Origin of the sequence: Streptomyces lydicus, assembly GCF_001729485.1 — a bacterium.
Taxonomy (GTDB): Bacteria; Actinomycetota; Actinomycetes; order Streptomycetales; family Streptomycetaceae; genus Streptomyces; species Streptomyces lydicus_D.
Genome location: NZ_CP017157.1, coordinates 3663015 through 3675512 on the forward strand (window position 1 = coordinate 3663015; position 12498 = coordinate 3675512).

The following is a 12498-nucleotide window of genomic DNA, read 5'->3' on the forward strand; positions in this document are numbered from 1 at the left end:
GATCCCGCCTGCGCGGAGCGTCATCCCGGCGCCGCCGTACGCCGCGGGCACCGCTCAGCGGGAGCGCTCCGGCTGCCAGTTCCCGGCGAGTTCGCGGTAGAGGGCCGAGCGTTCGAGCAGCTCGGCGTGGCTGCCCGCGGTGGCCCGGTTTCCGTCCAGCACGAGGATCCGGTCGGCCCGCCGGGCGGAGCTGATGCGGTGGGCGATGACGATCAGTGTGCCGGGCCGGTCGGCGAAGGCGCCCTCGGCGCGCTGCTCCGCCGCGGGGTCGAGATGGCAGGTGGCCTCGTCGAGGAGGACGAGCGGGGCGGGGGAGAGGTGGGCCCGGCCGAGGGCGAGGAGCTGGCGTTCGCCCTGGGACAGCGTCGCCGGGTCGACCCGGGCGTCCAGCCCGCCCAGGCGGGAGAGCAACGGGCCCAGCCCGACCGCGTGCGACGTCGCTTCCAGGGCGGCCGCCGACGCCCCGTCGGGGCACAGGTAGAGCAGGTTGTCGCGCACGGTCCCGGAGAAGACGTACGCCTGCTGGGGGATGAGGACCCGGAGCCGGGCGGGGTCGGGCCTGTACGCCGCGCCCGGTGGCAGTCCGTCCACCCGGACGTCGCCGCTGACGGGGTGCAGCAGGCCGGCGAGGAGACCGGTCAGGGTGGACTTGCCGATGCCGCTCGGACCGACGACGGCGAGGTGTTCGCCCGGCTCGACGACGAGATCGAGGTCGTGGAGCACCGGTTGTGCGGCGGGCCCGTACGCGAAGGTGACCGCCCGCAGTTCGACGCGTGGGCCCGCCGGGAGCCCGGGGGACGGGCACGCGGAGCGGGGGGCCCGCGTGTCGGTGTGCCCGGGGGCATGGTCGTCGGGAGCGGAGCGGACGTCCGGTGTCCGCGCGGGCCGGGTGAGCCGGTCCAGTACGACCAGGAGCCGGGTGCCGCCCGAGCCGAGGGCGTTCATCAGGGTGTGCAGGGCCGGCAGCAGCGCCTGGGTCAGATAGGTCAGCGCACCGAGCACGGCACCGGCGGTGAGGTGCTCCCGCAGCAACCACGGGGTGCTGACCAGTAGCAGGAGGACCGGTAGCTGCCCGGCGACGCCGAGCGCGACGGCCCGGGCGGCGGCCCAGCCCGCCAGGTGCCGGGCGGCCCGCTCCTCGGCGTCGATCAGGGCGTGCGCGCGCGCCGCCACCTCTCCCCGCGCGCCGCACGCGACCACGTCGCGCAGCCCCGCCGCCACCGCGCCGAACTCCGCCGACAGCGTCTCGTCGGCGCGCAGGAAGGCACGCTGCCGCCGGGCCATCGGCACCAGGGTCGCCACGAACAGCAGCAGCCCGCCGGCCAGCGGCGGCAGCACGATCAGCAGCAACTGCGGGGCCAGCGACACCAGTCCGACCAGCGCCCCGGCCGCGGTGAAGACGAACGAACGAGCCACCAGGACCAGTCCGGCGAAGCTGTCCCGCGCCAGTTCCGTCTGGTTGGTCAGCCGGGAGACCACCGCGGTGTCGGCCGCGCGGGCCGGGTCCGCGACCGCCTCGTCCAGCGCCCGGGCCACCACCGCGCCGACCAGGGCGTCACGCAGCGGCTCGACCAGCCCGGCAAGTCCGCGGAAGACGCCCCGCCCGGCCAGACCGCCGAGGACGACGGCCACCGCGGCGACGGCCAGCCAGGTCAGTCCGGTGGCCGTCCGGCCGGCGAGGAACCCGTCGTCCAGGGCCTTGGCCACGCTGTAGCCGCCGAGGAAGGTGTGCGCCGACTCCAGCAGGGACCAGCCGCCCATCAGCAGCAGGACCCGGGCGCGCGCCCGCAGGAAGCGGAGCGCCCGCGGCAGCAGCCGCACCGTGACCGGGGTCATGAGGCGGTACGCGGGTCCGGCGCGGTGCCGGCGAACACCGCGCGGTAGTCGGCGTCCTGCCACAGCAGCGCGTGCGGAGCGACCGCGCGGATCCGGCCGCCGTCCATCCAGGCGACCAGGTCGGCGCGGGCGGCCGAGGCGAGGCGATGGGTGATCAGCAGCCGGGTGCCGGGCCGGACGTCCTCCAGCAGTGCCCGGCTGACGTGGTGTTCGGTGACAGTGTCCAGACTGGAGGTGGCGTCGTCGAGGATCAGCAGTCGCCCCGCGTGCGCGAACGCCCGTGCCACGCCCAGGCGTTGCAGCTCGCCGCCGGACAGCGGGGCGTCGGCCAGGGGAGTGGCGTAGCCGCGCGGCAGCAGGCGTACGAAGGTGTCGGCGCCGGCCGCGCGCGCCGCGGACTCGACGGCGGGGGCGGCGGGCCGATCCGGTCCGAAGGCGAGCGCGGCGCCCACGGTCTCGCCGAACAGCGCCGGCCGCTCGAAGGCGTAGCCGATCTCCCGGCGCAGCTGTGCCGGGTCGGCCTCCGCGAGCGGGACCCCGTCCAGCAGCACCTGGCCGCTGTCGGGATCGGTGAGCCGACCCGCGACGGCGGCCAGCAGGGACTTTCCGGCGCCGGAGTGGCCGACCACCGCCAGGGTCGTCCCGCCGGGCACCGCCAGGTCCACGCCGCGCAGCACCGGGGCGCCGTCGCGGGCGACGGTGACCCCGCGCAGTTCGAGCCGCCCCCGCCCGTCGGCGGGCAACGGGCGGGCACCGTACCGGACCTGCGGCAGGGCGAGCAGTTCGGCGGTGCGCCGGGCCGCGGCGCGGCCCCGGACCAACGCGTTGAGCTGGCCGGTCACTCCTCCCAGGGCCGCGGTGAGCGCGGCGTACCGGGAGGCCGCCAGCAACTCGCCGACGGTGAGGGCGCCGTGGGCGAGCCGGAGTCCGCCCACCGCGAGGACCACGGTGGTCAGCAGCGGCACCAGGATGCCGCTGCCGACGACCGCCCGCCCGTAGACCTGCCACATGAGCCTGCCCTGCGCGTCGAGTTCGGGCAGCGGCGCCAGGACGCGGGCGCGTTCCCGCGCCCCGGTGCCCGCGGCGGCGATCGTCCGGGCCCCGCCGAGCGCCTCGACGAGCCGGGAGGCGATCTCGGCCTGGACGCGCTGATAGCGCCGTACGCAGTCGGAGGAGCCCCGGGCGAAGGTCCGCAGCAGACGGGTCAGGAGGGGCAGCCCGGCGAGGAAGACGGCCGCCAGCCAGACGTCGGTCAGCGCCAGCGCCACCAGCGCCCCCACCGGCGTGAGCACCGCGGCCAGGCCGGTGGCGGCGGTGGTGGGTGCGGTCCCGGCCTCCGCGGCGTTGCCGGTCAGCCGGGTCACCAGGTCGCCGGCGGTGAAGCGGTCGGCGGCGCGGTGCGGGGCCAGCGACAGCAGATGGCCGATCCCGCGCCGGCGCAGCCAGGCGATGCTGCGGGCGGTGGTGACGCCTCCGGCGAGTGCCACCAGGGCATCCAGCAGGACGTCCGCGACCAGCAGGACGGCACTCAGGGTGAGGGCGGCGCCGGCGCCGGGCGCGGAGTCGAGGACGAGGTCGAGGGTGTGGCCGAGGACGGCCGGCAGGGCGATGGCCACACCGGCACCGGCCACACCGAAGAGGCACACCGCGACGGTGTGCACGGGGCTGTGCCGGAAGGCGTCGGTCAGGACGGCCGTACCGGGGTCCGGCTGCCGGCCGGTGGCCGGCGGGCGCGTCGGTGAGGGGGGCCCGGGCGGTGCGGGCATGCGGTGGACCTCGCCTCCGTGGGGCGAACGGTGCGGGGCGGCGGGGCGGAGGGCCCCGCGCAGCCGGTGCTGCGCGGGGCCCCTCTCACCGTGCCGTCGCGGGACTGGGGGCCCCGCTGCGGCAGGCGGTCAGTTACAGGTGGTGACGCTCAGGCTGCTGTCACCGCAGAGGAGGAGGCTCGCCCGGCTGCCGGTGTGCAGCTCCTCGGTGCCCTCGGGCTTCGGGGTCTCCATCGTCTGCAGGTCGAGAAGCGACATGATGATTCCTTTCGTAAGGGGACGGGAGTGCTTTTCTTTTACGGCCCCGGACGGGGCCGGCTTCAGGGCCGCCGCAGCGGCGGGAGGAAGGGCAGGTGCACGGGTGAGTCGTGCAGCGCGCTGCCCAGAGCGAGCAGGCATCCGGCGGTGCCGGTGCTCAGGTCCATGGAGAGCCGCATCATCTGCTCCCCGGCGAAGGCCAGATGGCCTCGGTAGGGAACGGCCCCCCAGGAGAGGGACTCGATCTGGCGGTGCAGGTCGGCGGCGTCGGTGCCCGGGCCGGTGGCGGTGGTGCGGCTCAGGTACAGCACCATGCCGGCCGCACCGCGGAACAGGCCGGGCTGGGCGTAGAACTTGGCCTGGGCGGCCTGGACGATCTCGTCCCGCGCCGCCGCGAACGCGTCGTCCGGCCGGTGGACGAGGTAGTCGTCGAGCACCATGCCGATGCCCACGCTGCCGGCGCCGAGATACGGCATGGTCCGCCAGCCCTCGTTGACCTGCAGGGTGCCGCCCGCGCTCCGTACGCACCGGGCCAGGTCGCGGCGCAGCGCCTCGGCGGCCAGATCCAGCAGCGCGCCGTCGCCGGTGCGTTCGTACAGCCGCAGGAAGAGCAGCGCGGCTCCGCTGTCGCCGTGCAGCAGCCCGGCGCGGGACGGTGCCGTGGTCCCGTCGGCGGGGGCGGTGGGCGGTGCCGCGGAGCGGAGTCGGTGGGCGACCAGCTCCGCGCAGCGCAGCGCCTGGTCCCGGGCGGCGCTCTCCCCGGTGGACCCGGCCAGCGCGTCCAGCGCCAGTCCCACCCCGGCCAGTCCGCTGTGCAGGTCGGGTGCGATGTCCTGCCAGTCCTGCGCGGTGACGAGATCGACGAGATCCAGGGCCCGTTCGCGGTGCCCGAGCCGGTCGAGGACCCAGGCCACACCGGAGAGCCCGTCGTAGAAGCCCAACGGGCTGCCCGACGCGGGGGTCTTCGTCCGTTGCAGCAGCCATTCCTCGGCGTCCGGACATCGCTCGGCGCCGGTCGCGTCGAGCGCGTACAGGACGCCGGCCGCGCCATAGGCGAAGCAGGTCCCGCCGCCCGCCGTGGCGAACTGGGCGATGTCACCGGGGAAGAGCCGGTCCTCCCGCTCGGGGGTGGCCGAGGCGAGCACGGCCCGCACCGCGCTGTCCCTGCTCCGGGGCCAGTCGCCGAGCGCGACGGGTAAGTAGGCGTCGGTGGAGGGTGGTTGGGCGGACGCCGGCGGGTGCGGGACGGGGTGGCCGCGCAGGATCTCCGTGACCGCCGCGTCGAGGAATTCCCGTGGCACCGGGAACTGCTCAGCGGCGATCCGCGCCAGATGCCGGGCCTTGTGCCGGTCCACCGCGAACAGGCTGGTCAGCGGCAGGAACAGGGCCAGCCGCAGACAGGCCAGGGCGTAGCGGTCGACGTCCGCGCCGCGCCGGTCGGCGGGGGCGACGAAGCCGGGGTTGGCGATCACCTGCCGGCTGGCCGGGTCGTCGACGGAGGCGGCTTCGAAGTCCAGCAGCACCACCGAGGACTCGTCCTCGGACAGCATGATGTTGAACAGATGCAGGTCGTTGAAGACCACGCCCCGCGCGTGGATCGCCTCGACGGCCTCCTCCACGAGCCGGTGGACGCGCAGCGCCCACTGCGTGTACTCGGCCAGCCGCTCCGCGGACGGATCGGCCTCGATCAGCGGATGGCGGTGCGCGAAGAAGCTGTTGAGCGGCCGGCCCTCGATGTACTCCAGCACCAGGAAGGTGTGCTCCCCGAGCGTGAACCAGTCCAGGACCTCGGGGGCGCAGCCCAGCCCGGACAGCCGCCGCAGGGCGTCCCGTTCACGCGCCAGCCGCGTCACGGCGTCCGCTCCGTCCGCGGCCAGGCCGGCGTGCGGACGCCCCTCCTTGAGCACCACCCGGCGCTCGGTCCGCAGGTCCCGGCCGACGTAGACACCGCCGCCGTTGGAGAAGTGCAGGGCCCGCTCTATCGCGTACGGCAGGTCGGAGACCGTGGTGGCGGAGCGGGCGTCCAGGTGGGGCTTGAGGAAGTCCGGGAGGTCGACCCACTCCGGGACCCGGAACGCGGGTTCCCGGCGGTCGGGGACCAGCCGTCCCCGGTCGTCCTCGATCGCGGGGCAGAGTTCGCCCTTGTCGTCGTAGCAGTGCCGCTCGGTGAAGCTGCCGTAGCGCACGTACACCGGGCCGGTGCCCCAGCGCAGATCGCTGAGGATGTACGGACCGGACTCGCCGGCCAGCAGGGCGTTCAGCTCCTCGGCGATGACGCGGCACTGTTCCGCGTCGGCCGGGTAGACGGTGACGAACTTCCCGCTGGCGCCCCGGTCGGTGTACTTGGCGTTGCGTATGTGCAGCAGATAGCGGCTCGGCATGCACTTGAACGCCACCGAGCGGGGGACGCAGTAGTCCCAGACCTTCTCCAGGATCCGCTCGGCATTGTCCAGGCAGGCGGAGACATGTATTTTCCAGCCCTGGCTGGGCAGTTCCCGGTCCAGTGGACGGAACGCCAGCCAGTCACCCGACCGGTGGCGCTGCCAGCCGCCGGGCAACTCCCGGCGCAGTACGGGGTACAGGGCGCCGCGGCCCTCCTTGTCCGAGGGAAGGCGGTGCGGAGCGTCGTAGAACTGCCGGTCTGCGTCGCAGAAGACCGCGTACCCCTTGTTCATCGCACTCCCTCGGCCGGTGACGTGACCACGCTGTCACGGCGCGGAGGGGTGAAACAGTCATGGATGTCACGACGAGGTCGTGAAGAATGCACGTTTTATGTAAAGGGGCGGCGGGCTCGGAAGGGGCCGCCGCGGGGATGCGCCGCCGGTGCGCACCGCGGGCCGGGGCGGAGACGGCGATGGCCCGGCGGGAGGATCCGCCGGGCCATCGCCTCAGTCTCTGCATGCACGGTCGCAGCTGCCGAAGTGGCTGCGGGGCGCCCTCATCGCTTCAGGGCGTCCTGGGCCTTGTGGCCGGCCTGCCGCATATCGCCCTTGGCGCGCTCCGCGCGTCCTTCGGCGGTCATCCGCTCGTTGCCCACCGCGCGCCCGAGGGTTTCCTTCACGGCGCCCTTGAGCTGGTCGGCCTTGGCGGACGTCTTCTTCTCGGCGGTCATGGTCGTGCTCCCTTGCTGTTGAGCCGTTCCTTGACAAAGATCCGCCTGCCCGGGGCGACACCGCACAAACCCGCCCGCCGCCCGGCGCCCCGTCGGCGTCCTGCTGCCGTCCGGCACCCGCCGATGAGCCGGGGCCTGACGAATAACCAGATGCGGGCCACCGGGGATGCTGCCAGGCTGCGCCGGTGAATCGCGAACAGATGTCCCGCATCGCCCACTCCGGGCACCCGATCAAGGCTCCGCTCGACGACGCATCCGTGCGCCGGTTGCTGGAACGCGGCACACCGCGCGGCGACGAGCGGCTGCTCGACCTCGGCTGCGGCAGCGCCGAATGGCTGCTGCGCGCCTTGGCCACCGGCCCCCAACTGCACGCCGTGGGAGTGGACATCTCCGACGACGCGCTGACGCAGGCCCGGGAGGCGGCCGATCGCCGCGGCCTCGGGGAGCGCCTCGTCCTCCACCACGGAGCGGCCGCGGACTTCGTCTCCCCGGACCCGTTCGACCTGGTGCTCAGCGTCGGGGCCGCGCATGCCTTCGGCGGTCTGCTGCCCACGCTCGCCGCGGCCCGCGCGCACCTGGCGCCCGGCGGTCAGGTCCTGATCGGTGACGGGTTCTGGGAACACCCGCCGTCGCCGGAAGCCGTCGAGATGCTCGGGGACTTCACCGACCTGGCGAGCACCGTGGACCGCGTCGTCGCCGACGGCTGGACCCCCGTCCACGGGCACGTGAGCTCGCGACAGGAGCTGGACGCCTACGAATGGGCCTGCTGGGGGACCCTGGCCGCGTGGGGCCTGGACCGTCCCACCGACCCGGACGGCCCACGGGCGCTGGCGATGGCCGCCACCCGGCGCTCCGAGTGGCTGCGGAGCTACCGCGACACCTGGGGTTTCGTCACCCTGCTCCTCCGCCGGACGGCCGACTGACCGACCCCGCGGCACGCGCCCCGGGGAGTAGGGGCCGCCATCGATGCGGCCCTCCCCGGCGGCGCGGCAGTGGCGGCAGACCGCGGTCCGCATGCCCGCCCCGCCGTCCGCGGGCACGTCAGCCCGTGGTGAGGACCATCCGGAAGCGGGCGGCGCCGGACAGCATCTTCCGGTACGCCTCGTCGGCCCGGTCGAGCGGCACGGTCTCGATCATCGGGCGGATCCCGTGCAGGGCACTGAACGCCATGGTCTCCTGCACGTCCTGCGCGGTGCCGGACGGATGGCCGCGGACGACCTTGCCCTGCATGAGCAGCTGGGCGGGGCTGATCCCCAGGGGTGCGGTGTCCGCACCGACGACGATCAGCTCACCCCGCGGCGACAGCCCCTCCACCGTGGAGGTGATGGCCTGCGAGTTGGCGGCGGTGGCCAGTACGGCCTTGGCGCCGCCGAGCGCCTGCAGGGCGTCCGCGACGGGGGTGCCGGCCGTGGTGTCGATGTAGTGGTGCGCGCCGAGTTGCCGGGCGAAGTCCGCCTTGTCGGCGCCGCGGGCGAGGGCCACGGTCTCGAAGCCCATGGCGGCCGCGTACTGCACACCCAGGTGGCCGAGGCCGCCGATGCCGAGGACGGCGACCAGGTCGCCCGGTCGCGCGGAGCTGCGCCGCAGACCGTTGAACGTGGTCACGCCGGCGCAGGCCATCGGCCCCGCCTCGGTGGCCGGGACCGTGTCGGGGATGCGGGCCAGGGCGTCGGCCGGTGCGATCACCGTCTCGCCGAACCCGCCGTCGTACGCCCAGCCGGGGACCTTCAGGTTCTCGCACACGACGAAGTCGCCCCGGCGGCAGGGTGTGCAGGAGTGGCAGCTGCCGCCGAACCAGCCCACCACCACCCGGTCGCCCACCTGCCAGTCGCCCGGCGTCGCCGCGCCGATCTCGTCGATGCGGCCGGCGATCTCGTGCCCGGGGACCAGCGGGAACCGCACGCCCGGCAGCACGGCCTCGACGAAGAGGGCGTCACTGTGGCAGATCCCGCACGCCTCCACCGCCAGCCGTACCTGACCGGCGCCCGGCCGCGGCACCTCCCGCTCGACGACCTCGAACGACCCGCCCGCGGCGGCGACCTGCGCGACTCGATAGGCGCTCATCTGGACCTCTCCCGGGTGCACGACGATCCCCCGACCCAGCAGACCAGTTCCGGTCCGAGGACGCGCGCCGGGCGGGACGGACCGGCACCCGGCCGATGTCGTCCGCCCACCGCACGGGGGCGGACCCGGCCGGACCCTCCGGCACCGCGGCCCGCCCGCCCCGGCTCCGCCGACCGGGTGACAGGTGCCGGGGGCACGGGCGGTGCCGGAGGCCCGAACGGCGGCGGGCCGACCGCCGGCGGTGCGGCCGGCCCGTGGCCGTCACCGGTGCTCGGGGCCGGCCCAGGCGACGAGCTGGAGGATGACACCGTTCGGGTCGGTGACCTGGAAGAGGCGTTCGCCCCACGGCTCCTCACGCAGCGGCATGGTGATGGGGGCGCCCTCGCTGCTGAGCCGCTCGAACTCGGCGTCCAGATCGGCCACGGTGAACGCGATGATCACGCCGGCGGCACGCTGGTCCCGGAAGCCTTCGGGCAGGACCTCGATGCCGCGCCGGAGAAAGATCACGTTGGGCGCGTCCTCGCGGGCCAGCGAGGCGAAGCCGTCGGCGGCCATGGCTTCTTGGAAGCCGAAGTGCTTGACCAGGAATGCGGCGGAGGCGGGAACGTCGTCAACGGTCAGGGAGAGGGCGCTGGAGGTGATGTTCATGACCTGCTCCTGGGCTGGGGGATATCTCTGTACGTCGTACATTGTACCGCGTATAGAGTTTTACGGGAGGGGGCGAGGAACTCAGCAGGAAGAATGGGGCCCATGGCCAAGGAACACAGGGGCACGAGCGATCCGGCCCGCATCCTGGAACTGCTGTGGCGCGAACCCGGACACGGGGATTCCCGCCGCGGCCCGAAGCAGGGTCTGACGGTCGACGCCGTCGTCCGGGTCGCCGTCGAACTCGCCGACGCCGACGGCCTGGAGGCCCTGACCATGCGCGGCATCGCCCAGCGGTTGGGCGTGACGCCGATGACGCTCTACACCTACGTCCCGGGCAAGACGGAACTGCTCGACCTCATGCTGGACGCCGTGTACCTGCAGATGCCGCGCAGCGACCGATCGGCGGATCCGTGGCGCACGAGGGTGGCGGCGGTCGCGGACGAGAACCGCGCCCTGTACGACCGCCACCCCTGGGTGGCGACCGTGCTCACCGCGCGTCCGCCGCTGGGTCCCGGCCTCATGACCAAGTACGAACACGAACTGGCCGCCTTCGACGGCCTGGGGCTCGACGACGTGGAGAGGGACGCGGCGCTCACTCTCGTTCTGGACTTCGTCCAGTCCGTCGCCCGTGGAAACCTTGCCGCCCGGGCCGCCGCCCGCGACAGCGCGATGTCCGACCAGCAGTGGTGGGCCGCCAACGCACCACTCCTGGCCAAGGTCTTCGATCCCGACCGGTTCCCCCTGGCTGCCCGTGTCGGAAGCGCCGCGGGCGCCGCTCACCAGGGCATGTACAGCCCTGACCATGCCTTCGACTTCGGACTGCGGTGCATCCTGGACGGTCTCGCCCACCTGGCCGGTTGCGAGGATTCCGCGGACACCCCGTAGCCGGTCACGCGTCCGCAGGTCACCGTCCGCCGAACCCCCGGGCCCTCGGCCGGGCCGGCGATCCGCTCAGCGGGTGGCCTCCACCAACTGCGCGTACTCCTTGCCGAGTTGCGACATGGCGTGCGCGAACTCCTTCTGCGAGACGGCTTCCTGGAGGGTGCTGAGGACCGCCCGGACGCCCCGGGCGGCCTCCGGCTCGGTCAGCCCGGTGTGCACGCCCACCCTGCGGATCGACTCGGCGGGGCCGAAGATCTCCATCTCCCCCTGTCCGGCCTGGAGCGAGCCACGCAGCGGCTCGGGAAGTTCGAGGGCCAGATCGCGGGCTTCGCCGCCGCTCAGACGGTGCCCGAGCGTGTCGAGGGTGGCACGGGTGAGATCGGCCGCTTCCTGTCGGGAGAGTCCCGAGCGCTCCGCCACCGCGCGGAAGAACTCCTTGTCGTCCATGTGGGCCTCCTCTGCGGAATCGGGATGGGCGAGGGAGGCAACCTCACCCACCACCTTGCCACGCCCCCCTCCCGCGTGCGAGGCGCCGCGACGGCGGCCGCACCCGCTCCGCCTGCGGTTGTGCACTGGTCCAGTCCAAAGTGTTGACGCGTACGCGACGAGCGATCAGGCTGTGGGTGATTGGTCTGGACCACTTTCGCCCCGCGGGAGGGCATGTGCCACCTCGAAACGTCAGAACCTTCGCCGCCGTCGCCTCGGCGGCCTGCCTCGCACTGGTGGCGGCCGGTACGGCCCTCGCCACCGGCCACGGTGCCGCCGCTCCGGCCCGGGAGGCCGTGGGCAGCAACTGGTACGCGGCGGCGCCCTACCTCATGCCGCTCGACAACGACCCGCCGGACGCAGCGGCCGTCATGGACGCCACCGGCCTCAAGGCGTTCCAGCTCGCCTTCCTGCTGGCCCCGAACGGCGGCGGCTGTTCGCCGACGTGGGGCGGCACCGGTCCGGTCTCCTCGGACACCGCGGTGGCCGGTGTGATCGCCACGATCCGCGCGAAGGGCGGCGACGTGTCGGCCTCCGTCGGCGGCTACGGCGGCACCAAGCTCGGCCAGACGTGCGGCACCCCCGAGGCGACCGCCGCCGCGTACCAGCAGGCCATCGACAAGTACGGCCTCAAGGCACTCGACTTCGACCTGGAGGAGCCGGAGTACGAGAACGCCGCGGCCATCCACAACGAGATCGGCGCCGCCAAGATCCTTCAGCAGAAGAACCCCGGCATCTACCTCTCCGTCACCACGGCCGGCACCGCCGACGGCACCGGCTGGTTCGGCAAGCAGATGCTCAACGAGGCGAAGGCCCAGTCCTTCACCCCGGACAACTTCTCCATCATGCCCTTCGACGGGGGCTTCAACGGCGCGGCGTCGCAGACCGCGGCGCTGACCAACTTCAACTCCGTCCTGCGGTCCACCTTCGGCTGGGACGAGGCCACCGCGTACGCCCACGAGGGCATCTCGCAGATGAACGGCCGCAGCGACACCGGGGAGTACTTCACCCAGGCGGACTTCCAGACGGTGCTGGACTTCGCCACCGCCCACCACCTGGCGCGCTTCACGAACTGGTCCGTCAACCGCGACCGGCAGTGCTCCCCGCCGGACAACAACGGCAAGACGTCCGGTACCTGCAGCAGCGTTCCGCAGGGCGCCTACGACTTCACCAAGTACTCGGTGAGGTTCGCCGGGGCGACGCCGCCCACCACACCACCCACCACCCCGCCCACGACACCGCCGGGCAACGGCGGCTGCACCGCGGCCGCTTACGGCGCCGGCACCGTCTACGTGGGCGGTGACACGGTCTCCTACCAGGGCCACACCTGGCGGGCCAGATGGTGGACGCAGGGCGAGGCGCCCTCCACCGGCGGCTCGGGAGTCTGGCAGGACCTGGGCGCCTGCTGACCGGCGAGCGGGGGTCGTCCCGTCGGGAAGGCCCCCG

Annotated in this window: 11 protein-coding genes; 3 read left to right on the forward strand and 8 right to left on the reverse strand. The window is 73.7% G+C overall.

Annotated elements, in window-relative coordinates; translation table 11 throughout:
- Nucleotides 1-54: 54 nt before the first annotated feature.
- From SL103_RS15885 to SL103_RS15905, 5 genes are all read right to left on the reverse strand, one after another.
- Nucleotides 55-1836 (reverse strand): ATP-binding cassette domain-containing protein, encoded by a 1782-nt coding sequence (locus tag SL103_RS15885; protein WP_069569690.1) that lies wholly within the window; start codon nt 1834-1836, stop codon nt 55-57.
- The gene (locus SL103_RS15890; protein ID WP_069569691.1) at nt 1833-3602 is read right to left on the reverse strand and encodes an ABC transporter ATP-binding protein; all 1770 of its coding nucleotides are present in this window, start codon (nt 3600-3602) and stop codon (nt 1833-1835) included. Before SL103_RS15890 ends, SL103_RS15885 begins: the two co-directional genes overlap by 4 nt.
- A gap of 129 nt (nt 3603-3731) precedes the next feature.
- The gene (locus tag SL103_RS15895; protein ID WP_033265003.1) at nt 3732-3860 is read right to left on the reverse strand and encodes a SapB/AmfS family lanthipeptide; all 129 of its coding nucleotides are present in this window, start codon (nt 3858-3860) and stop codon (nt 3732-3734) included.
- Nucleotides 3861-3922: 62 nt separating this feature from the next.
- Nucleotides 3923-6535, reverse strand: a complete 2613-nt coding sequence (gene lanKC / locus SL103_RS15900; protein WP_069569692.1) for a class III lanthionine synthetase LanKC — start codon at nt 6533-6535, stop codon at nt 3923-3925.
- Nucleotides 6536-6798: 263 nt separating this feature from the next.
- Nucleotides 6799-6972, reverse strand: a complete 174-nt coding sequence (locus SL103_RS15905) for a CsbD family protein (RefSeq protein ID WP_069569693.1) — start codon at nt 6970-6972, stop codon at nt 6799-6801.
- Nucleotides 6973-7157: 185 nt separating this feature from the next.
- Between SL103_RS15905 and SL103_RS15910 the strand changes: the two genes are divergently transcribed.
- Nucleotides 7158-7895 carry an SAM-dependent methyltransferase gene (locus SL103_RS15910; protein ID WP_069569694.1) on the forward strand — a complete coding sequence of 246 codons (738 nt, stop codon included), beginning with the start codon at nt 7158-7160 and terminating at the stop codon, nt 7893-7895.
- 118 nt (nt 7896-8013) lie between these two features.
- Here the strand turns inward: SL103_RS15910 and SL103_RS15915 are convergent, their stop codons facing one another.
- Together SL103_RS15915 and SL103_RS15920 are read right to left on the reverse strand one after the other, a co-directional pair.
- On the reverse strand, nt 8014-9036 hold the full coding sequence (locus tag SL103_RS15915; protein ID WP_069569695.1) for an alcohol dehydrogenase: 1023 nt from the start codon (nt 9034-9036) through the stop codon (nt 8014-8016).
- A 261-nt stretch (nt 9037-9297) separates the two neighbouring features.
- Nucleotides 9298-9684, reverse strand: coding sequence for a VOC family protein (locus SL103_RS15920; protein ID WP_069569696.1), 387 nt, complete (start codon nt 9682-9684; stop codon nt 9298-9300).
- A 102-nt stretch (nt 9685-9786) separates the two neighbouring features.
- On the opposite strand from SL103_RS15920, the gene SL103_RS15925 reads away from it, so the two are divergent.
- On the forward strand, nt 9787-10569 hold the full coding sequence (locus SL103_RS15925) for a TetR/AcrR family transcriptional regulator (protein ID WP_069569697.1): 783 nt from the start codon (nt 9787-9789) through the stop codon (nt 10567-10569).
- 66 nt (nt 10570-10635) lie between these two features.
- On the opposite strand, the gene SL103_RS15930 is transcribed toward SL103_RS15925, so the two are convergent.
- Nucleotides 10636-11013 (reverse strand): DUF2267 domain-containing protein, encoded by a 378-nt coding sequence (locus SL103_RS15930; RefSeq protein ID WP_069569698.1) that lies wholly within the window; start codon nt 11011-11013, stop codon nt 10636-10638.
- A gap of 215 nt (nt 11014-11228) precedes the next feature.
- On the opposite strand from SL103_RS15930, the gene SL103_RS15935 reads away from it, so the two are divergent.
- Nucleotides 11229-12461, forward strand: a complete 1233-nt coding sequence (locus SL103_RS15935; protein ID WP_079145768.1) for a carbohydrate-binding protein — start codon at nt 11229-11231, stop codon at nt 12459-12461.
- Nucleotides 12462-12498: the final 37 nt, after the last annotated feature.